Source organism: Sphaerisporangium sp. NPDC005288 (assembly GCF_040607475.1).
In the GTDB taxonomy this organism is placed as follows: Bacteria; Actinomycetota; Actinomycetes; order Streptosporangiales; family Streptosporangiaceae; genus Sphaerisporangium; species Sphaerisporangium rhizosphaerae.
The window spans coordinates 113,619-135,685 of sequence record NZ_JBEXGT010000007.1 but is presented as its reverse complement, the minus strand read 5'-3'; the positions used below and the strand labels follow the sequence as shown (position 1 = coordinate 135,685).

Genomic DNA, 22,067 nt, shown 5'->3' with positions numbered 1-22,067 from the left:
CGTGGCCGTACCCCGCGCAGGCCCATTCTTGCCACATCCGGCTTAAGCGCATGGTAAGCACTCGTCCACCGTGCGCCGGACGCGTGACATAAAGCACACCCCGGACATAAGGCATGGTGGGTTTAAGCGCGACAGAGCGGTGGGTAGACCCGCAAGACCCACTCACATGGCCGGGGAAGACCTTGTGCTCTCCCCAGGCGGTAGGTGGCCACACTGCTCCTTCGCCCCTCGAGAAAGAAGGTGAGATGGGCGAGTTCACCAGCACGATCACATACCGGCTCGACCAGGCCTATAAAGGTCTCCAGGAGGCGCGCACGAGCGGCGACGACTTCCTCGCCGACACTCTCACCGCCGAGATAGAGGATCTGCGCCGGATCGCCGTCGACAACGGCGTGCCGATCCAGACCTGACCGGCCTCCTCGCCCACGGCGCCGGGCCCGCCCCCCACCCACGGGGCGGGCCCTTCGCATGCCGGGGAGCCGCGCGGACGTCCGGCGGCGCCGGGCTACAGGTCCCGCTCGGGGTTCAGCGGGACGAGCAGGTCGTGCAGGTCCTGGAACAGGCCGGGCGCCGCGCACAGCGTCAGTTTGCGGCTCTGCGGCCGCCCGTTCAGCCCGCCGATCCTGGCCCCCGCCTCGACGGCGATCAGGCCGCCGGCCGCGAAGTCCCAGATCTGCGGGCCCCGCTCGTAGTACCCGTCCACCCGCCCGGCCGCGACCGAGCACAGGTCCACCGCGCACGACCCGCCCCGGCGGATGTCGCGCACCACCGGCAGCACCCGCGTCAGCACCTCGGCCTGGACGGCCCGCCGCTCGGGCAGGTAGCCGAACCCGGTGGCGATCAGCGCCTCGGCGAGCGGCACCCCGGCGGTGCAGCGCAGCCGCTCGGCCGCGACGCCCTCGCGCAGCAGTTCGGCCCCGCCGCCCTTGGCCGCCGCGTACAGCTCGCCGCGCGGCGGCACGTTCACCACGCCGGCGACCACCTCCCCGTCGACCTCCACGGCGATGCTGACCGCCCAATCCGGCAGGCCGTACATGAAGTTGACCGTGCCGTCGATGGGGTCGACGATCCAGCGGACGCGGCCTTCACCGGTCTCGGCGCCCGCCGTCTCGCCCTCCTCCTCGCCGAGGAAGGCGTCATGCGGCCTTTCGGCCCTGACCCGCTGCCTGATCAGCTCCTCGGAGGCGCGGTCCAGGGCGGTGACCACGTCGGTCCTGCTGGACTTGGTCTCGATCGCCTCCGGGCGCGCGGTGCGCTTGGCGAGCAGCATGTCCCCCGCCTCGCGCGCGATGTCGGCGGCCAGCCGCAGGAAGTCGGTCATGCGACCGACTCCGGGCGCTTCCACTCCTCGCCGAGCACATGCTGACCAAGGAAGGCCAGCACGGTCTCGTACCAGGCGACCGCGTTGCCCGGCTTGAGGATCCAGTGGTTCTCGTCGGGGAAGTACAGGAACTTCGACTCCACCTGCGACCTGCGCAGGTCCCACCACAGGCGCAGCGCCTCGCCGATCGGCACGCGGTAGTCCTTGTCGCCGTGGATCACCAGCATCGGGGTGGTGATCTCGCCGAGCCAGTGGTGCGGCGACAGCTCCCGGTACAGATCGCCGCCGACCGGGCCGAACTCCCGCTCCCAGTAGTCGGAGGCGTCGGTGGTGCCGGCGAACTGCTCGAGGTTCCACAGTGAGGCGTGCGTGACGACGGCGCGGAACCTGTCGGTGTGCCCGGCGATCCAGTTGGCCATGTAGCCGCCGAAGGACCCGCCCATCATGCCCGTGCGCCCGCCGTCGATGTCCGGGCGGGCGACGCACGCGTCGGTGACCGCCATCAGGTCGGCATGGGTGCGCGGGCCCCACTTGCCCCAGCCGCGCGCGATCATGTCCTGCCCGTACCCGGTGGACATGCACGGGTCGGGCATCAGGACGGCGTAGCCGTGCTCGGCCATGATCCAGGGGTTCCAGCGCCACATCCAGTCGTTCCAGCTCGCCATCGGGCCGCCGTGGACCCACAGCAGCAGCGGCGCGGGGTTGTCCGCCGAGGCGCCGGCGGGCAGCGCGAGCCAGGCCCTGATCTCCACGCCGTCGTCGGCGACCGCGGACACCTCGGTGAGCGTCCCGGGGATCTCGACCTTCGGGGCCGGGGACGGCAGCTCGGTGATCCCGCCGTCTCCCAGGTCGATGCTGACCGGGGCGGGCGGGGCGTCGGGGAAGCTGCGCAGCGCGTACAGGCGCCGCCCGTCGGGCGAGGGGCACAGCTCCTGGTAGGCGCCGTCGGGCGGGGTGAGGCGCTCGTGCTCGCCGGACAGGCTCACCTTGAAGATCGGGCGCCTGCCGTGGTCGTCGGCGGCGACGTAGAGCGAGCCCGAGTCGGGCGCCCAGGCGAGGCCCGCGGCCGGCAGGGCGACGGTGCTCGCCTGCCCACCGTCCTGCCCGGCGTCCAGGGGACCGATCCACACCGTGTACTCGACCGGCCGGTCCACGGCGCCGGGGCGCATCATCAGGCAGGCGACGTGACGGCCGTCCGGGGAGACGGTCACCAGTCCCGCGACCTCGAGGGCGGGGTCGGACACCAGGGTGCGCCGCTCGCCGGTGGCCACGTCGATCGCCACCAGCTCGAACCGGACGCCGCCGGTCGGCAGCGGCACGCCCCAGGAGGTGACGACGGTGGAGCCGTCGGGGGTGAGCGCGAAGGAGACCTCCTGCAGCGCGCCACCCGGGTCGGGGGTCAGATCGCGCGGCTCGGCGAGCGCCGGGAGCGCGGCGGCGAACAGCCGCGTCCGCGCGGGGCCGAGGTCGTGGTCCCAGAAGCGGACGGGATATCCCTCGTGCAGGACCGCGCTGATCCCCGCGTCCTTCCTGGCCTTGCGGCGCTCGGCCTCGGAGGCGGCGTCGCCGTCGAGCACGTCCGCGGTGAAGACCACGCCGTCGCCCGCGGTCTCGACGGCGCCGATGCCGCCGGGCCGGTCGGCCACCCTGCGCGCCTCGCCGCCCTTGGCGGGCAGCAGCCACAGCGCGGGCACCTCGTCCTCGGGCTGGTCCTTGACGTCCGGGTCGGGACGCCGCGACACGAACAGCAGGTCGCCGTCCCGGGTGAACCGGGCGCCGGTCTCCCCCTTGGCCGAGCGGGTCAGCCGGAACGCCTCACCCTCGGGCTCGACCGGCACCTGCCAGATGGAGGTTCCGTAGGACTTCCCATCGGGGTTCAGCGACTGGACGACGGACACCAGCCGGGACCCGTCCGGGGACAGTTGCAGCGACAGCACTCGGGGAATGGCGACAAATTGGCGTATGTCCTTGAAGAGGCTCACTTCCCCGAACCTACCCCCCTCTCCCGCCGCCGCCCCAGCACCACACCCACCCCGCCCCGCGCGGGCGCCGTAGAGCCCTCCCTTCGCGCCCCGCGCCCGCGCCGACGTCAGCGCCGCAGAGCCTGCCCTTCACGCCTCGCGCCGCCGCACACCCCTCCCTCCGCGCCTCGCGCCGGCGCCGCCTCGCCTTCGCACGGTGCTCGTCGACGCCGCATCCCGCGCGATGGGGTTGGATGGAGGCATGGCTCGTTACGACGCGTTGCTGATCGTCTCCTTCGGCGGGCCCGAGAAGCCCGAAGACGTCATGCCGTTCCTGGAGAACGTCGTCCGCGGCCGGGGCGTCCCCCGCGAGCGGCTGCTGGAGGTGGAGGCCCACTACCAGGGCTTCGGCGGCGTCAGCCCGATCAATCAGCAGTGCCGCGACCTGATCGAGGCGCTGCGGCCCGAGGTGGACCTGCCGATCTACTGGGGCAACCGCAACTGGCACCCGTTCCTGCGCGACACGCTGGGCAAGATGGCCGCCGACGGCGTCACCCGCGCGGCGGCCTTCATCACCGCCGCCTACAGCTCCTACTCCAGCTGCCGTCAGTACCTGGACGACATCGCCCGGGCCAGGGCCGAGGTCCCCGGCGCTCCGGAGATCGTCCGGCTGCGCCACTACTACGACCACCCCGGCTTCATCGCCGCGATGACCGACCACACCCGCGAGGCCGTCGAACGGCTCCCCCAGGAGCACCGCGACGCCGCCCGGCTGGTCTTCACCGCCCACAGCATCCCGGTGTCCATGGCGGCCTCCTCCGGCCCGTCCGGCGGGGCGTACGAGGCCCAGTTGCGCGCCGCCGCCGCGCTGGTCGCCGGCGACCGGCCGTGGGACCTGGTGTGGCAGAGCCGCAGCGGCCCGCCCCAGGTGCCGTGGCTGGAACCCGACGTGTGCGACCACCTCGCCGCCCTGCACGAGGGCGGCACGAGCGCCGTGGTGCTGGTGCCCATCGGGTTCGTCTCCGACCACATGGAGGTCGTCTACGACCTCGACACCGAGGCCGCCGCCGTCGCCCGCGACCTCGGCATGCACCTCACCCGCGCCGCGACGGCCGGCACCCATCCGCGGTTCGTCTCCATGGTCCGCGAACTGCTGGACGAACCCGAGCCCGCGGCCTGCCTCGCCACCTGCTGTCCCGCCCCCCGCCCCCGCCCCCGCCCCCAGGCGTAGGCGCGGGCCTCGCGCTCAGGCGAACCGCGGGCGCCAGGTCCCGCGCTCAGGCAAGGGCGCAGGCCCACCCTCAGGCGTGGGCGCCGCAGTAAGGCGTAGGCGCCGGCGTGGGCGCCGCGCTCAGGCGTAGGCGCGGGCGTAGGCGTCGGCGATGCCGAGGACCTTGTTCACGTAGTCCCAGGAGTGGTTGTAGCGGAAGACCGCCGAGCGGAGCTTCGCGCCGCCCTGCCCGGCGCCGTTGGCGCACAGGTAGCGGGCGGCGCCGGGCACGGCGTCGTACGGGCTCCAGATGTCGGACCTGCCGTCCCCGTCGCCGTCCACGCCGTAGGCCTTCCAGGTGGCCGGCATGAACTGCATCGGGCCGAGCGCGCCCGCCGAGGACGGGCCGTTGTTGCGCCCGTGGCCGCTCTCGACCTGCCCGATGGCGGCCAGGACGGTCCACGACAGCCCGGGGCAGCCCTGGGCCGAGAGCTTGTAGAGGTCCAGGTAGCCGGCCGGCCGGCCGACCCGGTAGGTCCCCGGCTGGGCCTGCGCCGTCAGCGGGGCGGTGCTCGGCACCGCGCTCGGCGCCGCGCTCGGCGGGGCCACCGGCACGGGCGTGCCGGCCGCGCTCCGGGCGCCGACCACCACCACCTGTGCGCCCGCGCCCAGCAGCCGCCTCACCCGCGCGCCCACGGCCGCCGCCTTGCCCGCCGGGGTGTGCACGAGAACCGCCACACCGGGGACCAGGCCGAGCGCGCGGCCCACCTCCTTGCCGACCAGCCCGTCGACGCCCGGCAGCCCGAACGGCGCCGACGCGGCGACGCGCAGCCGCGAACCGGCGCCCGCCTCGTACTCGCCGCCGAGCTGAAGCAGGTAGCGGCCGGCCGTCCTCGACTCGGCGATGAACTCCCCGCGCGCCAGCGCGCTCCACACCTCGGGCTCCTCGGCCACGGCCTTCGGCGCCCACGGGCGGAACTCCGCCGGGTCGACGGCGAGCAGGTTCAGCGTGGCCGTGGAGAAGCGCACCGCCCCGGCGTCGGCCAGCGTCACCTTGCCGACGTACTTCAGCGCGGCGATCCGCCGCAGCGCCGCCTCGGTCACCGGCGTGCGGGCCACGGCGATCAGCCGGGGCGGCGTGGCGGCCACCCGCTCGTACGTTGCCGAGCCGGAGGCGGTCGCCTCGGGATAAGGGGTCGTCGTAGGCCTGGCGGTCGCTTCGGGACCGGCGTTCGTGTCGGGACCGGCGTTCGTGTCGGGACCGCGCGTGGAGGTCGTCGTCTTCGGTCCCTTGTTGCTCTTCGGTCCCGTGTTGCTCTGAGGCCCCGCCGTCCTCTTAGGTCCCGCCGTCATGATCGGTCCCGGGCTCGTCCTGGGGTCGACGGTGGTTCTCGGAGCCGCGGTCGTCGTGAGATCCGGGGTCACCATGGGGTTCGCCGTCGTGCTCGGGTCCGCGGTCGTCCTGAGGCCGGTGCGGCCGTCCGGGACGGTGGCGGCGGAGGACGGGAGCGGCGACCCGGCCACGATCGGGCCCGGCGTGAGGACGGGGAACGGCGACACCTGCGTGGACAGGTCCCCGACGCCGGCCAGTCGGGTGCGGGCGGCGGCGGGAACGGCGCCGGCCGTGCCACGGCTGACCAGGAAGGCCCCCCCGGCCGCGACGCCGAGGACGATCAGCAGTGCCAGCCCGGCCATGACGGCGCGCGCCGGCAGCGGCCGAGGGGGAGGGGACACTTGACCCACGTTAGCCCCAGGAGTCCGTATTCGTGTACGTTGCCGGAAAATCACTTGAGCCGCGCTTCGATGGTGCGCGAAGGTGATGCGACACCGTAAGACGTGCGCCGGGGGCGTGCGAAAGGGGCGAGATCGTGGTCGGGCCGTATCGAGATCTGTTCAGCGCGCCCGGCACCAGAGGCTTCGTGATCGCCGGGTTCGTCGGGCGGATGCCCATGTCGATGCTCGGCATCGGCATCGTGCTGCTCATCTCGGCCCTCACCGGCTCGTACGCGACCGCGGGAGCGATCTCGGCGACGGTCGCCATCGCCTACGCGGTCGCCGCCCCGCTGTCCGGACGGCTGGTCGACCGCTTCGGCCAGGCCAGGGTACTCATGCCGCTGGTGCTGCTGCACGGCGCCGCGCTGATCGTGCTCATGCTGTGCACCGCCCTGGGCGCGCCCATGTGGGCGCTGTTCGTGTCGGCCGTGGTCGTCGGCGGGGCCGCGACCTCGCTCGGCTCGATGGTGCGGGCCCGCTGGTCGCACATCCTGGGCCGCTCCGCCAAGCTGCACACGGCGTTCTCGTTCGAGTCGGTGGCCGACGAGGTGATCTTCGTGGCCGGTCCCGCCCTGGTCACCGGCCTGACCACCTTGGTGAACCTGTACGCAGGTCTGATCTTGGCCCTGGTGTCCACCGTCGTCGGCACGGTGGCGTTCTCGCTGCAGCGCGGCACCGAGCCGCCCGTGCGCCCGGCGCACGCGCAGTCCGGCAGCCCGATCACCATCCCCGGCGTCGCGCTGCTGTCGTGCGTGTTCCTGGCGATGGGCGCGGTCTTCGGGTCGGTCGACCTGATCACCGTGGCCTTCGCCGAGGACCACGGCGCCAAGGCGGCCTCCGGCCTGCTGCTCGGGTCGTTCGCGGGCGGCAGCATGGTCTCCGGGCTCTGGTACGGGTCGCGGCACTGGCGCATCTCGCTGCGCCGGCGGTTCACGCGCGGCATCGCGGTGTTCGCCGCCGGCCTGACGCCGATCCTGCTCATCGGGGACATCAAGGTCATGGCGATCGCCCTGTTCTTCGCCGGGCTGGCCATCTCCCCCACGATCATCACCGGGTACGCGCTGATCGAGCGGCTGGTGCCGGGTCACCTGCTCACGGAGGGCATGTCGTGGGTGTCCACGGCGGTCGGCTTCGGCGTCGCCATCGGCGCCTGGGCGGCGGGGCGGCTGACCGACGCCTTCGGCGCGTCCAACGCCTACGCGTTCTCGTTCGTGTGCGCACTGCTGGCCGTGGCGATCGGCCTCGGCGGCAGCACCTTGCTGCGCACGCCCGAGGCCGGCCATGCCGAGGCCACCTCTCCTGCCACCTGATCTCCGCCCCCGCCCTCCGGCCTCCGCCGCCCCGGCCCCCCGCGTCCCGTTCGCGTTCGTCGCGGGGCCGAAGCCCGACGGCGGCGCCGGAGCCCGGCGGCGAGGCCGGCGGATCCGGCCGCGGGCGCCGCACATGAGAGCCGCTCACATCTCTGGTCTTCGGCGTGCCACGTGGTTATCGTGCTCGTGCATGAAGGCCGTCTTCCGCAACTGGGCCGGCAACCAGTCCGCCGTCCCCGCCGAGGTCCGCACCCCCGCCTCCGCCGGCGAGGTGTCCCAGGCCGTGCGGGACGCCGCCGCGCGCGGCCTGCGGGTCCGCATGGTCGGCACCGGGCACTCCTTCACCGGAGTGGCGATCACCGATGGCATCCTGCTGCGGCCGGACGCGCTCACCGGCGTCCAGGAGGCCGGCGACGGCCGGGTGCGGGTCGCGGCCGGCACGCCGCTGCGCGTGCTGAACGAGGAGCTCGACCGGCGGGGGCTCGCGCTCGCCAACATGGGCGACATCACCGAGCAGACCGTCGCCGGCGCGATCCAGACCGGCACCCACGGCACCGGCCGCGACGTCGGCGGCCTGGCCGACCAGGTCACCGAGCTGGAGATGGTGCTCGCCGACGGATCGGTCGTCACGGTGTCCCATGGTGACCTGTTCGACGCGGCCCGGGTCGGTCTCGGCGCGCTCGGCATCCTCACGGCGGTCACGTTCAAGGTCGAGCCGTCGTTCCTGCTGCGCAGCGACCGGCGGCCCATGGCGCTGGGCGAGATGCTCGACTCCCTTCCGGAGATGACCGGCGAGAACGAGCACCTGGACTTCTTCTGGCTGCCGCACACCGACACCTGCCTGACCAAGCGCAACAACCGCACGCCCGGCCCCGCCGCACCGCCCGGCGCCTTGCGACACTGGCTGGACAGCGTCTTCATGGAGAACACGCTCTTCCACGCGCTGTGCGCGGTCGGCGGGCGCTTCCCGGACGCGATCCCCACGCTGAACGGCATCTCCGCGGGCGCGCTGTCCGCCTCCTGTCACACCGACAAGGCGTACAAGGTGTTCACCAGCGTGCGCAATGTGCGCTTTCTAGAGATGGAGTACGCGATCCCGCGCGAGCGGCTCGGCCAGGCGCTGCGCGAGACCCGCGACCTCATCGAGCTCAGCGACTGGCTGATCACCTTCCCCATCGAGGTGCGGGTCACCCCGCCCAGCGACGCGTGGCTGTCCACGGCGTACGGCAGGGAGTCGGCGTACATCGCCTGCCACGTCTACCGCCCGACGCCCAACCCCGCGTACTTCGAGGGCGTCGAAGCGATCATGACGCGGCTCGGCGGGCGCCCGCACTGGGGGAAGCTGCACACCCGGGACGCCGCCTATCTAGCGACGGTCTATCCGCGTTTCACCGACTTCACGGCCCTGCGCGATGAACTGGATCCGGGCCGCCTCTTCGCCAACGACTACCTGACCGGCGTCCTCGGCTGACGCCGGATCCCGTCGCCGCCGGTGGCCCCTACCTGGGAGTGACCGCCGAGCCGTCCGAGGTTCCCGAGGTGCCGGTGCCGGAGGTGCCGGAGCCTCCGTCCGTCCTGCCCGAGGAGTCTCGCTGACCGCCGGTGTCCTGGTCGGCGGTCGGCCCCCCGGTGGCGCCGCCGGTGCTCTGCGGCGACGCGACGTCCGACGGCTCGACCGACGGCTTCTGCGAGCCTCCGCCGGTCTGCCCTGACTCGTCCGTGGTCGGCTCGGCGGACCCGCCGGCTGAAGGTTCGCCCGCCGGCGCCTTGCCGGATTCCTCTCCGGGAGCGGACGGCGTCGGCGAGGGGTCTTCCCGATCGGACACCGTTCCGCCGAAGCTCGTCCCCGAGCCCTGCGCGCCGTGCACGGTCGCGGTCAGCGGCTTGCCGCTGACCAGCTCGAAGGCCACGATCCCGCCCATGCTCAGCCCGAAGGTGGCCACCGCCGCGGCGATCATCGTCACCCAGAGCGGCCTGCGTCCCGTCTTCCGGTGCGGAGGAAGCGAATCGCCGTCATTCCCGCCGGCCGGATGGGAATCCCCGTCGCCCCCGGCCAGCCGGACGGGCTCCCCGTCGCGCCCGCTCAGCCGCACCGGGTCGCCGGCGCCGACGGGCAGATCGGCCGGCCCGTGATCGCGGACGGTGGCGTGCACGGCCGTCGCCAGCCCCTCGTCTCCGGCCCGCGCGACCACCCTCTCCTCGGCCCGCTCGGCCAGTTCGTCGCTCTCCCGCTGCCCGGTGATCAGCGAGTGCGCCTCCAGGAGCCGGTCCTTCGTGCGGTGGATGTAGTGGGTGTAGATCGCGTTGCCGACCGTGGTGCCGGCGCTGGCCAGCGCCGCCCCGATCACCGTCCCGTGGACCCCGAGGAAGGACGCCGCCACGGCCGCCGTGGCCGCCGCCAGTGCACTGCCCGCGATCTGCGGTGCGCTCAGGTCCAGCCCTTGCTTGTCGCCCATCGGTCTCCTCGCCCGCCGTTCGTCGTCCCGCGTTCACGGCGGCCCGCTCCCCCCGGCCTCCCCGCGACGGCGCCGCCGTGGCCGCGCGCGGCACGGGGCCTCTCGGGGCGCGCCGGAGAGATCGGAACACCGCCGCATCGCTTCTATCCGGGATGGAACGAAACAACCATTTCACCCTGTTTTGGCCGGTCAATCGGCGATCGACCGCTTCTCACCGTCCCCGCTCGCCCGTCCCCCGGCGCACCGCGGGACGGACCGCTCCATGCCGATCCGGTGTCCGTTCAGTGAAGTGGAGGGTGCGGAGTCGCGTGATTCGCGAGAATCTGGGAAGGACGCCTAACCCCGTTTGCTGCATATCGAGCAGCCGGTGGATAGGGTGAATGCGACATTTGAACCGCCTCTCATCGCTTCCCGCGTCTTTGAGGAAGGCGATGTTCGGACATGCCGGGTACGGTGCTGGCAGGCAACCGGCTCACGCGAGAGACTCAAGGGTCCGGGGGAAGATTGAGCACGACGACGAAGGGACTCGCATGCAGGAGCTCCGACTCGTCGCGGTGAGCGAGGACGGAACATACCTCGTGCTGGCCACGGCCGGCAGGGGTACGCGGTTCACGCTTCCTGTCGACGAACGGCTCCGAGCGGCGGTCCGCGGCAACTTCTCCCGTCTCGGCCAGTACGAGATCGAAGTGGAGAGTCCGTTGCGCCCCAAGGAGATCCAGGCCCGCATCCGTGCGGGGGAGACCGCGGAGGAGATCGCCGCCACCGCGGGTATTCCGGTGGAGCGTGTCCGCTGGTTCGAAGGACCGGTTCTGCAGGAACGCGAGTACACCGCGCAGCAGGCTCAGCGCGTCGCCGTGCGACTGCCCGGCGAGTCCACCCCCGGACCCACCCTCGGCGAACTCGTGACCGAGCGGCTGAGCCGCCGCGGCGTGCCCGCCGACGAGATCGACTGGGACTCCTGCAAGCGTGACGACGGCCTGTGGCGCATCAAGCTGGGCTTCGTCTGGAACGGTCACACCCGCAGCGCCGAGTGGCTGTTCGACCTGCGGCGGCGCCATGTCACCCCCTACGACGACGAGGCGCTGCGGCTGTCGGCCACCGAGTACGTCGAGCCTTCCGAGGAAGCGACGGTGACGCCGTTCGTGCCTAGGCTCGCCGCCAAGCTCGCGCCCGTCCCGGCCATCCCGGTCGAGGCGCCCTCATCCCTGCCCGGCGTCCCGCGATACGACTCCGGCCTGCGCGACCACCCGGAGCAGCCGCGGGCGGAGTTCCCCCGCGACCACGGCGACCACTCGCGCCCCGAAGTCTCCCGCGCCGGCGCAGAGGCTTCCCGGCCCCACCAGGAGTCTTCCCGCGACCACCCGGACGCCTTCCGGCCCCATCCTGAGGCGCCACGGACCTCCCCCGAGGCACCCCGGCCCTACTCGGAGTCCGCGCGCATCCACCAGGAGCCGCCGCGCGGCGATCGCCTCGAGCCCACCTACTCGGCCCTCCCCCCGCACGCCCGCCAGGCGCCCACTGCGGAGCCGTCACGCGCCGATCTCCACGAGTTCCCGCAGCCCGCGCCCGCGTCCCCGCGCGCCTCCGCAGAGGCCGACCTGCGCGAGCCCGCGCAGTCGTACCCACGCGAACCGGCAGGTACGGAACCACGCGACTCCACGCAGGCCGGCCCACGCGAGCCTGCGCGTACGGACCTGCGCGAGCCTGCGCGTACGGACCTGCGCGAGCCTGTGCGTACGGACCTGCGCGAGCCCGCACACGCGGATCCGCGCCAGCCCGCACAGGCGGATCCGCGCGAGCCCGCCACCCCGCGGCAGGGCGAACCGGCGGCCTACCGCCAGGAGCCGGCCGCGCCGTCCCACGCCGAGCCGGTGCCCGCCTACGACCCGGCGCACGTCCAGCACCTTCGGCACGAGCAGGCGCAGCACGAGCAGCGGCAGCACGAGCGCCTGGAGTCCGAGCAGGAGCAGCCGCGGCATGCCACCGAAACGGCCGAGCCGTACCTGACGGCACTCGCCGCGTCCGAGGGTTCCCAGAACCCGGCAGCCGGCCAGCCCCACGACGCGCCCGCCCCGATGACGGCGCGGCCCGTCGCCCGGGCTGAGACCACAGTTGAGACGGAACCAGCCCCGCACGCGCAGTCGGCCGCGCACGCCGACTCGGCCCCCGACACGCGGCCGGCCGTCCAGACGCAGCCCGCCACGCACGCGCAGCCCACCGCCCAGGCGGAGCCCGCGAACACCCAGCGGACGGCCCAGCCCGGACCAGCCGCGCACGCTCAGCCGACCGCCCAGACGGAACCGGCTCCGCACGCTCAGCCGACGGCGCACGCCGAACCCGCTACGAACGCGCAGGCCACCGCCCGGACGGAACCGGCGCACGCTCAGCGACCCGTCGAGGCGGATTCGCCCTCGCAGGGCGATTCGACCGCGCAGGCGAACCCGGTCGTACAGACGGACCCGGCCGAGCCGGTCGCCGTTCAGCAGACCGCCGTTCAGCAGGCCGCCGCGAACGTGCCGGCGGCACCGGCCATCAGCGCCCCGGCGGCCCCGGCCGCCACAGCGGAGCCTGATGCGGCCTCGGCTGCTTCGCCGGCGGACGAGACGCGCCGGGAGGCCGCCATCCCGGCCGCCCAAGGCACGCGGACGCCGTCGGCCGAGTCGGCCACGACCGTCGCGCCGGACGCGGCCGACACCGAGCGGACGTCGGCCGATGCGGAGCGGCCCGAAAGCGAGGCCGCGCGGCAGGATGTGCCCGCCGCACCGGTGGCACAGCCCGCTCCCCAAGCGGCTCCCGCCCCAGCGGCCGCGGCGACCGTCGCCGAACCCGCTCCCGCAGCGGCCCCGGTGGCCCGGCCCGCGCCGACCGCCGCCCCTGTGCCACGCCCGGCACCGACGGCCGCCCCAGTGGCACGGCCCGCACCCACGGCCGCCCCGGTCGCCCGGCCCGCACCCACGGCCGCCCCGGTCGCCCGACCGGCCCCCTCGGCGGCGCCGGTCGCGCGACCCGCGCCCTCGGCCGCTCCGGTGGCCCGGCCGGCGCCCGGCGCCAAGAAGTCGGCGGCCGCCAGGAAGGCCGAGGCGGAGGATGCCGCGGTCGCCGTCCCGGCGGCGCGCACCAGCGGCGAGGCGGCCGACCGTCCCGCGGCCGCCGCCGAACCCGAGAAGGCCGAGCAGCCGGAGAAGGAGCCGAAGGCCGCCGAGCCCGCCGTGCCTCCGCAGGCTCCCAAGCCGCGGCCCGCGCGCAAGGGGTCGCGTGGCCGCCGTGCCTCCGTCCCCACCTGGGACGAGATCATGTTCGGCGCCCGCCGCCAGGACTGACCTCACCACCCAACGGCACCGCCCCATGGCAGGTCCACCGGCCCCCAACCGGAGGGCCTGCCAGAACCTGCGCCCACTCCCCCGGCCGGCTCACCCTTCACCGACCGACGGCCCGCGGACCTCGACCTCGGGCCGGTCGGCCCACGGCCCGGTGAAAGTCGACCTTGGACAGGCCGACCGACGGCCCCACTGACCTCGACTCAAGGCGGACCGACCGACGGCCTGGCGAGCTCCGACCTTGAGTGGGGCCGACCAACGGCCCGGTGAGAACCGACCTTGGGCAGGCCGACCGACGACCCCGCCGACCTCGACTAAAAGCGGTCCGCCGACGGCCCGGTGAGCTTCGACCTTGAGTGGGGGCCGGCTGGTGGACCGGTGAGCTGGGCCTCGAACTTGGAGGCGTTCGTCGGTTCAGCGCTCGGCGGTGAAGGGGGTGATCCAGTCGGGGGTGACCTCGGCGGCGAATCGGACGCCCTGTTCCTCGCCGGTGTCGATCGCGGCGTAGCCTCCGCTTCCGGCGCCGACGCCGGCGATGACCGTCAGGACCCTTGACCGCCGCTGGAACCAGGTCTGCCGCAGAGTCCAGCCCACCACGGCTCGGCGTTCCACCACGGCCTGCGACCGGGGCAGCGACCCGGACCGCACGGCAAGGCGGGCGCCGTCGTAGGCGTGGCCGAGCGAGCGATAGCGGTCGAGCCCGAGGGGGACGCCGAGCGCGGCGACGACGACCGCGACGACGCCGACCACGACCCAGCCGAGCAGGAAGGCGACCACGGCGACGGCGGCGCCGGGGGCCACGGCGCGGAAGAGCCGCCGCTGCAGTGCTTTCGGGGGGTGCGGACGCAGCGCCGCGCCGAAGGGGCCGATCGCCTCGGCCGCCACGCGGACGGCGAAGTCACGCGGCGCGACGGGGAGCAACTGGCCTCGTGTCCGGGAGTCGCCGAGGCCGGTGACGATCGCCCAGAGTCGCACGATCTTCACGCGCCGCTCGAGGACACCGTCGGCGATCTCGTAACCACGGATCCTGGCGTGTTCGAGCGCCACGCTGCGCCGTGTGATCAGCCCCCGTTCGGCCACCAGCGAGGAGCCGCGCCGGCTCAGCGTGAAGTGCCAGTTGAAGACCGCGTACATGACGGCCCCGGCCACCGGCATCGCCAGCACCAGTGCAATGGCGACCGCGACGAGCAGGAGGGGCCGGTGCCACAGCCACTCCCCCACGCCGATGGCGGCGCGCTCGCTCAGGCCGAACTCGTTGCCCCACTGGAACGCCAGGCCGACGGCGCCGCCCAGCAGGGCGAACGGGGTGAACAGGAACGCCCCGGACAGCGGGCCGTACAGCAGCCAACGCCAGGGAACCCGCGCGTACACCTGCTCCGGCTCGCTGACGGGGGTGGCCATCGGCGCGGGCCAGGCCCCGGGAACGGAGCCGGACGCCGCCGCACCCGCCGTGCCCCCCGCGCCCGCCGTGCCGGTCGTGCCCGCCATGTCCTCGAGGTCCGCCCTGGCCGTCGCACCCGTCGCACCCGCCGCGCCCACTCCGCCCGCCGCGGCCGCGGGGTCGGCATCGTGCCGCGCGGCACGGCTGCGCCGCAGGAGCACCTCGCGCAGGCGTCCGGCCTCGGCGAAGGGGAGCCCGTCCAGTTCGCCCTCCTGCTTGTCACCTCCGCCCGCGCCGGTGTCGATGCGGACGACGGCGAGGCCGAAGAGGCGGTGCAGAGGCGGGGTGGTGACGTCCACGCCCCTGACACGGTGGAGCGGGATCGTCCGGACCGATCGGCTCACCAGGGACCGCGTGATCTCCAGCCGGTCACCGGCGACCCGGAAGGTGAAGGTGACCCAGCGCACCACGGCGTACCCGATCGACCCGACGACGCCGAAGGCGGCCCAGAGGAACGACGACGGTGAGAAGCCGCCCACGAACAGCACGCCCATCAGGGGAAAGAACAGCGAAGGCAGCATGCGCGCCAGATCGGTGAGCAGCACCAGCGGGCTCACCCGCGACGGCGCCCCCCATGCCCCATCCGCAGGCCCTCCAGGAGGCCCGGGAGGCCCCGGAGGCTTAGGACTTCCAGGACTGAGGGGGCTGAGGGGGTTGGCGGGGCCGGCGGGGCCGGCGGGGTCAGTCGTACCGGCCGGACCGGCCGGACCTGGAGGGACGGGACGGTGCGAGGGCTGGGACGGCTCGTCGCGGGGAGCGGGATCCTCGGTCAAGTGGCGTCGTCCCTCAGTTCGTGGGCCCGGTGCGCGAGGTCCTCGGCCAGCCGGGCCGCCACGGTGAAGTCGAGGCCCTTGATGGTCGACGAACCGGCGTAGGACGCCGTGCGGATCTCGACCGTGGCCAGACCCAGAAGGCGCTCGAACCAGCCCTGCTCCTTGTCCACCGTCTGGATGCGGCTGACCGGCACGAACACCCACTGGCGGCTGAACCACCCGGACCTGGCGTAGACGACGTCGTCCGCGAACTCCCATCGGTGGACGGCGTACCGCCACAGTGGCTCGATCACTATGAACGGAAGCTCCACGACGCCGAGCACCCCGGGCAGCCACCAGATGTGCTCGCGGATCCACAGCGGCACCCAGGACCAGCCGGAACCGGAGATCCAGGACGCCACCAGAGCGGTGCCCCCGACCAGCAGGACGTACCCGACGAGCGCCTCCAGCAGCCACAGCGTGATCGCGCGGCGCGAGACGCGGTGAGCGGGATCACGCAGGGGAGCAGTCACGTCCCCAGCCTAACGAGATCCCCTATCGCGCGGACGTGGCGGTGTCAGCGATCTGTCAGCGGCCGGAGCCGGGCGATGGTCGGTCCTCAGGGAAATGTCAGTGCCGTCCAGCAGAATTCTGGTCAGTCACCCGGGCCGCGAGCCGAGAGTGACGGCCTTTCCCCCTTCACTTGAGGAGCTCGAAGCGATGCGATATGCGGTCCAGGCGGAAGGCCTGGTGAAACACTACGGCGAGACGCGCGCGCTCGACGGGGTCGATCTCGTCGTCCCCGAAGGCCGGCTGCTGGGTGTTCTCGGCCCGAACGGCGCCGGCAAGACGACCGCCGTGCGGATCCTCGCGACCCTGCTCAGGCCCGACGCGGGCCGGGCGTCCGTCGGGGGTTTCGACGTCGCCCGCGAGGCGCACAAGGTCCGTTCCCTCATCGGCCTCACCGGGCAGTACGCCGCCGTGGACGAGACGCTGACCGGCGTGGAGAACCTCGTGATGATCGGCCGGCTGCTCGGCGTCTCCCGCGCGGGCGCGCGGCGGCGCGCCGAGGAGTTGCTGTCACGGTTCGACCTGACCGACGCCGGCGGGCGCGCCGCCAAGACCTACTCGGGGGGCATGCGCCGCCGCCTCGACCTGGCGGCGAGCCTCGTCGGCCGGCCCCAGGTGCTGTTCCTGGACGAGCCGACCACGGGCCTCGACCCGCGCAGCCGCACCGAGCTGTGGGAGGTCGTGCGCGGCCTGATGGCCGAGGGCGTCACCGTGCTGCTCACCACGCAGTACCTTCAGGAGGCCGACGAGCTCGCCGACGACATCGTGGTGTTCGACCACGGCCGCGTCATCGCCTCCGGCACCTCCGACGAGCTGAAGGCCACCACCGGCGCGCAGGTCCTCCAGGTGCGGCCCCTGCTCGGCGAGCACATCCGCCTGGTGGCCGATGTGATCACCGACGTGATCGGGGCGCGGCCCGAGGTGAGCGGGGGCCTCGCGACCGTGAACGTCAATGACCCCAAGGTGGTGCCCGCGATCGTGCGCCGCCTGGACGATCTGGGTGTGGTGGCCTCCGAGCTGAGCCTGCGCAAGTCCAGCCTCGACGAGGTGTTCCTGGCCCTGACCGGCCACCGCGCCGTCGAGGACGACACCTCCGCGCGGCACACCGAGCAGAAGGAAGAGGTGCCCGCGTGACCACGCTGACCGAGGTCGTTCCAGCGCCCGCCATCGCCGCCCGCGTCGGCCCGGCCGCCGCGTTCCGGCACACCATGACGCTCGCCTGGCGCAGCCTGGTGCAGATCAAGCACAACCCGATGGAGCTCCTGGACCTGTCGGTACAGCCCATCATGTTCCTGCTGCTGTTCACCTATGTGTTCGGCGGGGCGATCTCCGGGTCCACCTCCGAGTACCTCCAGTTCTCGCTGCCGGGGCTGGTGGTGCAGAACATGCTGTTCGCCACGCTGACCACCGCCATCGGGCTGAGCACCGACATCAACAAGGGCGTGTTCGACCGGCTGCGCAGCCTGCCGATCGCGCGGTCGGCGCCGCTGGCGGGCCGCATCGTCGCCGACACGCTGAAGCAGGTGTGGGCATTCGCCCTGTTCGTGGGCCTCGGCACCGTGCTGGGGTTCCGCGTCCACACCGGGTTCGCCGGGGTGCTGGGCGCGCTGGCCCTGCTGCTCGGCTTCGCCCTGGCGATGTCCTGGCTGTCGGTCCTGATCGGCCTGACCGCTTCCGAGCCCGAGAAGGTGCAGATCATCGCGTTCTCGGTGATGATGCCGCTGACCTTCACCTCCAACGCCTTCGTCCCCACCAAGACGCTGCCCGAATGGCTGCAGCGGTGGGTCGAGGTCAACCCCGTCACCCATCTGGCCGACGCGGTCCGCGGCCTGCTCAGCGGGGGACCGGTGGCCGGCCACGCGATGATCTCGCTGGCCTGGGGGCTCGGCATCGCCCTCGTCTTCGCCCCCCTGTCCCTGCGCGCCTTCCGCTCCCGCGGCTGAGATCCGGGCCGAGGCTCCGCCGCCATCCCAGCGGAGACCCGCGGCAGAGGGCCCGCCACCCGCGTCCTCCCACCCCCTCGTCACCACACCACGACGTCGAGCCACGGGGACGCCCGACGCGGGGACGTCGAGCCACGGGGACGTCGGACGCCAGGGACGTAGACCCAGCGACGTCGAGCTCGGGGACGTAGAACCCGGAGGTGTCGGGCGCAGGAGCGTCGGGCGGGGACGTCGGCGCGGGGTGGGTCAGGGGTCGGGGGCTAGGGCGGGGGGTGGGTGCAGGTGGCGGTCGAGAAGGGTGCGCAGGGCGGACGGGGGCAGGGCGCGGCCTCGTTCGTGGGCGAGCCTGTACTCCTTCGAGCCGAGCGCGGCGACCGCGGCGCCGGCGATGCGGACGTGGTCGTGGCCGACCACGTCGTCGAGGCCGCGTACGCGGGCGGCGGCCCCGAGCAGCATCGCGGCGGCCGTGGCGTCCTCGCGCACGACCAGGCCGGCGACGGCGATGAGCGCCAGGCCGAGCGCCCCTGCGTCGTGCGTCGACCAGGCGAGGCGCAGCGCCTCGGCGTGCGCCTCGCGGGCGGCCTTCGGTTCGCCTTCCTGCTCGGCGAGCAGTCCCATGGACGAGTGCAGCAGGGCGCGGAACGGCGCGGGCATCAGGTCGTCGGAGGCGCGGGCCAGGGCCCGTTCGTAGTGGAACCGGGCCAGCGGCAGGTCGCCCTCCTCGCGGGCGAAGTCGCCGCGCACGCTGTGCACCCCCGACTCCGCCATGAGGTCACCCGATATGCGGCAGGTGTCCATCGCGCGGTCGAGCACCGCGTGGGCCGCGGCGCGGTCGCCTGAGGCGTGCAGGGCCATCGCGAGCCGGGTGCGCATGTACGGGGTGTCCTCCACGGCGCCGATCTCCTCCACCAGGGCCAGCGCCTCGCTGATCGTCGCAATGGTGGTGGCGTTGTCCCCACGCAGCGTGCTGACCTCGGCCAGGGCGGCCATGGCGGTGCTGACGCCCCATCGGTCGCCCACGTCGCGGAAGCCTTCGAGCGCGGCCCGCACATCCGCCTCCCCCTCGGCGAGGCGGCCGGCGTTGTAGCGCAGGTGCGCGCGCAGCAGGTGGGCGGAGGCCACCACCCACGGGTCGGGGTCGCCGAACATCTCGCTCAGCAGCCGCCCGGGGCCTGCGGCGTGCGTGACGAACAGGGCCAGCACCGGCTCGGCGAGCGAGAGCATCGCGGGCCAGGGACGCACCACCGACGACCTGGCCAGGCGCAGCGCCTTCTCCAGAACGTCCCCGGACTCCCGCCACTGGGTGGTGCCGCCCGCCATGAGGATCCCCTGGACGGCCATGGCGACCGCCCGTTCGCGCGGCCCGGCGTCGTCGGCCCCCTCCACCAGGGCCATCACCTCCGCGGCCCGCTGGGCGCCCTCCGTGCGGCGTCCCATGAGGAACCAGTACCAACCGAGCGCGCCGACCAGCCGGAGCGCGAGGTCGCGGCCGTCCGCTCCGACGGCCCAGCGAAGCGCCGCAGTGAGGTTGTCGTGCTCGGCCGACAGGCAGGCCAGCCATTCCACCTGGTCGGCCCGGCGCAGCCGCGGCTCGGCGGTCTCGGCCAGAGCGGTGTAGAAGCGGGCGTGCGCGAGCCGCACGCCGGGCTCCTCGCCCGACTCCGCGAGCCGCTCGGTGGCGTACGCCCTGATGGTCTCGAGCATCCGGTAGCGCTCGTCATCGAAGGCGACGAGCGACTTGTCGACCAGCCTGCCCAAGGTGTCGAGCACCTCGGCGCGGGTCAGCACGCCGTCCGCGCACACCGTCTCGACGGCCTCGAAGGTGGCGCCCCCGGCGAAGACGGCCAACCGGCGGGCGAGCACCCGTTCGGGTTCGTCCAGCAGGTCCCAGCTCCACTCGACGACGGCGCGCAGGGTCTGGTGGCGGGGCAGCGCCGTGCGGCTGCCGCCGGTGAGCAGGCGGAACCTGTCGTCGAGGCGGTCGGCGATCTGGCCGGCCGACAGAGTGCGCAGGCGGGCGGCGGCCAGTTCGATGGCCAGCGGCATGCCGTCCAGTTCGCGGCAGATGCGCGCGACCGCCTCGTCGTCCGGCGTGTGGCCGGGGCGGGCCATGGCGGCGCGGTCGGCGAACAGGCCGCGGGCGTGCTCATGGTCGAGCGGCGGGACGTGCCACAGCAGCTCGCCGCCGATGCGGAGCGGCTCGCGGCTGGTGGCCAGGATGCGCACCTGGGGGCGGTCGGCGAGGATGCGGTCGGCCAGCCGCGCGGCCGCCTCGACGACGTGCTCGCAGTTGTCCAGGATGATGAGCCGTTCTCCGGGGCCGAGGGCGGCCACCACGGTCGCGGTCAGGTCCGCCGTATCGAACGGCACGGGAGCCTGCGCGCGCATGGGGGCGCGGCCGGTGTCGCGCAGGCCGAGCGCGGCGAGCACCGCGCGCGGCACGTCCTCGGGGTCACGCACGGGCGCCAGCTCCGCCAGCCAGACGCCCGCGGGCGTCTGGCTGGCCAGCCTCTCCCCCGCCTCGACGGCGAGGCGGGTCTTCCCGGCGCCGCCGGGGCCGAGCAGGGTGACCAGGCGATGGCGGCCGAGCAGTTCGGCGGCGCGTCTCAGATCCTTGTCCCGGCCGACGAAGCTGGTCAGCCGGGCCCGCAGGTTGCCCTTCCGCGCCCCCGCACCACCCGGCTCGTTCCCCTTGCCGCCATAACGGGCCATGTCCACCGCGCCGCTCGCGCCGCCGCCATCACCGCCACCACCTCGACCGACCCCTGCTGCATCGCCGGCGGCACCACCATCCCCAGAACCACCGTCACCGCCATGACGGGGCACCCCCACCACACCGGCGGCGACATCGCCGTCACCGCGACCACCTTCACCGCCCTGGCCGACCACGCTCGGCGAGCCGGCCCAGACACCGCCGTCACCGCGACGACCATCGCTGCCCTGACCGGTGACGCCCGGCGCACCGGCCGCGACACCGCCACCGCCGTGAACACCGTCACCGCCCTGAACGGCCACGGGCGGCGAGCCGCTGGCGACACCCCCGTCTTCGCCTCCGGCGGCGAGGTTCATCGCAGCGGCCTCGGTTTCGGCGGTTCGCCGGGGTGGTGCGGCGGGTTCTCGGTAGGTGCCGCGGAGCATGGACAGGTGGAGGGCGGCGAGGGCGGGCGAGGGGTCGGCGCCGAGGTGGGCGGCGAAGGTGTCGCGGGCGGCCTGGTAGGCGGCGAGCGCCTCCACGCGGCGTCCGGCCGCGTACAGCGCGCGCATCAGCAGGCCGTGCGGCCGTTCGCGCAGCGGGTGGGCGGCGATGAGCGCGGGCAGCTCGGCCGGCAGATCGGCGTGCCGCCCGAGCAGCAGGCCGGCTTCGGCGCGGTCCTCGACGGCGGCCAGCCGCAGCCCCTCGAGGCGGGCGATCTGCGAGGCGATCTCCGAATCGGCCTCCCCGGCGCCCGTGAGGTCGGTGAGCGCCGGACCCCGCCACAGCGCCAGGGCCTCCCTGAGGATGTCCGCGGCCCCGGCGGCCTCTCCGCGAGCCAGGGCCTCGCGGCCTTCGGCGGCCAGACGGACGAACCGGTGGACGTCCACCTGATCCGGAGATATAACCAACCGGTAACCTGACGCTTCGGCGGCCACCAGATCGCGCCCCAGGGCGGCTCGCAGACGCGAGACGAGCGCCTGCAGAGCGTTGCCCGCGCCGCTGGGCGGGCCGGTGTCCCACACGGCGGAGACGAGCATGTCGACAGGCACGGTGCGACCGGCGCTGAGCAGCAACGACGCGAGGAGGGCGCGCAGCCGCCGCCCGCCGATCGTGAGCGGCGCGCCGTCGTGAACGACCTCCAGCGGGCCGAGCAGCGCGAAGCTCAGGCGCGTCTCGGGCGCCGCCGCATCCATGCCTCGATTGTGGCCGATCACACCGCTTCGCGGCGCCGCCCATTCCGGCGATGGGGTCAGGCCACCCCCGGAACGCGCGTAGCATCAGCGACCATGGGGCTGCCGAGAAACACCGTGCGGATTGG

At 73.8% G+C, this 22,067-nt stretch carries 14 protein-coding genes; 7 read left to right on the top strand and 7 right to left on the bottom strand.

What is annotated here, in order from left to right:
* Nucleotides 1-245 precede the first annotated feature (245 nt).
* Complete coding sequence (locus ABZU32_RS09670) at nt 246-410, top strand: hypothetical protein (protein WP_354851015.1); 165 nt, start codon at nt 246-248, stop codon at nt 408-410.
* 95 nt (nt 411-505) lie between these two features.
* Here ABZU32_RS09670 and ABZU32_RS09665 read toward each other — a convergent pair whose 3' ends face one another.
* Together ABZU32_RS09665 and ABZU32_RS09660 are read right to left on the bottom strand one after the other, a co-directional pair.
* Nucleotides 506-1,321 carry an inositol monophosphatase family protein gene (locus tag ABZU32_RS09665; protein ID WP_354919566.1) on the bottom strand — a complete coding sequence of 272 codons (816 nt, stop codon included), beginning with the start codon at nt 1,319-1,321 and terminating at the stop codon, nt 506-508.
* Nucleotides 1,318-3,303: a S9 family peptidase gene (locus ABZU32_RS09660; RefSeq protein ID WP_354919563.1), complete on the bottom strand. Its 1,986-nt coding sequence runs from the start codon at nt 3,301-3,303 to the stop codon at nt 1,318-1,320. The genes ABZU32_RS09665 and ABZU32_RS09660 overlap by 4 nt, the downstream gene beginning before the upstream one ends.
* Nucleotides 3,304-3,544: 241 nt before the next feature.
* Between ABZU32_RS09660 and ABZU32_RS09655 the strand changes: the two genes are divergently transcribed.
* Nucleotides 3,545-4,513, top strand: a complete 969-nt coding sequence (locus ABZU32_RS09655; protein WP_354919561.1) for a ferrochelatase — start codon at nt 3,545-3,547, stop codon at nt 4,511-4,513.
* A 120-nt stretch (nt 4,514-4,633) separates the two neighbouring features.
* Here the strand turns inward: ABZU32_RS09655 and ABZU32_RS09650 are convergent, their stop codons facing one another.
* Nucleotides 4,634-6,226, bottom strand: coding sequence for a lytic murein transglycosylase (locus tag ABZU32_RS09650; protein WP_354919558.1), 1,593 nt, complete (start codon nt 6,224-6,226; stop codon nt 4,634-4,636).
* Between the two features lie 134 nt (nt 6,227-6,360).
* On the opposite strand from ABZU32_RS09650, the gene ABZU32_RS09645 reads away from it, so the two are divergent.
* On the top strand, nt 6,361-7,575 hold the full coding sequence (locus tag ABZU32_RS09645) for an MFS transporter (RefSeq protein WP_354919555.1): 1,215 nt from the start codon (nt 6,361-6,363) through the stop codon (nt 7,573-7,575).
* Nucleotides 7,576-7,765: 190 nt separating this feature from the next.
* Nucleotides 7,766-9,046: a D-arabinono-1,4-lactone oxidase gene (locus ABZU32_RS09640; protein WP_354850999.1), complete on the top strand. Its 1,281-nt coding sequence runs from the start codon at nt 7,766-7,768 to the stop codon at nt 9,044-9,046.
* Nucleotides 9,047-9,074: 28 nt separating this feature from the next.
* On the opposite strand, the gene ABZU32_RS09635 is transcribed toward ABZU32_RS09640, so the two are convergent.
* Nucleotides 9,075-10,031, bottom strand: coding sequence for a hypothetical protein (locus tag ABZU32_RS09635; protein WP_354919553.1), 957 nt, complete (start codon nt 10,029-10,031; stop codon nt 9,075-9,077).
* 530 nt (nt 10,032-10,561) lie between these two features.
* Between ABZU32_RS09635 and sepH the strand changes: the two genes are divergently transcribed.
* Nucleotides 10,562-13,351 (top strand): septation protein SepH, encoded by a 2,790-nt coding sequence (gene sepH / locus ABZU32_RS09630; protein WP_354919550.1) that lies wholly within the window; start codon nt 10,562-10,564, stop codon nt 13,349-13,351.
* Nucleotides 13,352-13,762: 411 nt separating this feature from the next.
* Here sepH and ABZU32_RS09625 read toward each other — a convergent pair whose 3' ends face one another.
* Both ABZU32_RS09625 and ABZU32_RS09620 read right to left on the bottom strand, forming a co-directional pair.
* Nucleotides 13,763-15,346 carry a PH domain-containing protein gene (locus ABZU32_RS09625; RefSeq protein WP_354919547.1) on the bottom strand — a complete coding sequence of 528 codons (1,584 nt, stop codon included), beginning with the start codon at nt 15,344-15,346 and terminating at the stop codon, nt 13,763-13,765.
* A 212-nt stretch (nt 15,347-15,558) separates the two neighbouring features.
* Nucleotides 15,559-16,074, bottom strand: coding sequence for a PH domain-containing protein (locus ABZU32_RS09620; protein WP_354850989.1), 516 nt, complete (start codon nt 16,072-16,074; stop codon nt 15,559-15,561).
* Between the two features lie 187 nt (nt 16,075-16,261).
* Here ABZU32_RS09620 and ABZU32_RS09615 point away from each other — a divergent pair, with 187 nt between their 5' ends.
* Entirely contained in the window at nt 16,262-17,245 is a 984-nt protein-coding gene (locus ABZU32_RS09615; RefSeq protein ID WP_354850986.1) for an ATP-binding cassette domain-containing protein, read from the top strand.
* Entirely contained in the window at nt 17,242-18,054 is an 813-nt protein-coding gene (locus ABZU32_RS09610) for an ABC transporter permease (RefSeq protein WP_354919544.1), read from the top strand. Before ABZU32_RS09615 ends, ABZU32_RS09610 begins: the two co-directional genes overlap by 4 nt.
* A 246-nt stretch (nt 18,055-18,300) precedes the next feature.
* Here ABZU32_RS09610 and ABZU32_RS09605 read toward each other — a convergent pair whose 3' ends face one another.
* Entirely contained in the window at nt 18,301-21,942 is a 3,642-nt protein-coding gene (locus ABZU32_RS09605; protein WP_354919541.1) for a BTAD domain-containing putative transcriptional regulator, read from the bottom strand.
* Nucleotides 21,943-22,067: the final 125 nt, after the last annotated feature.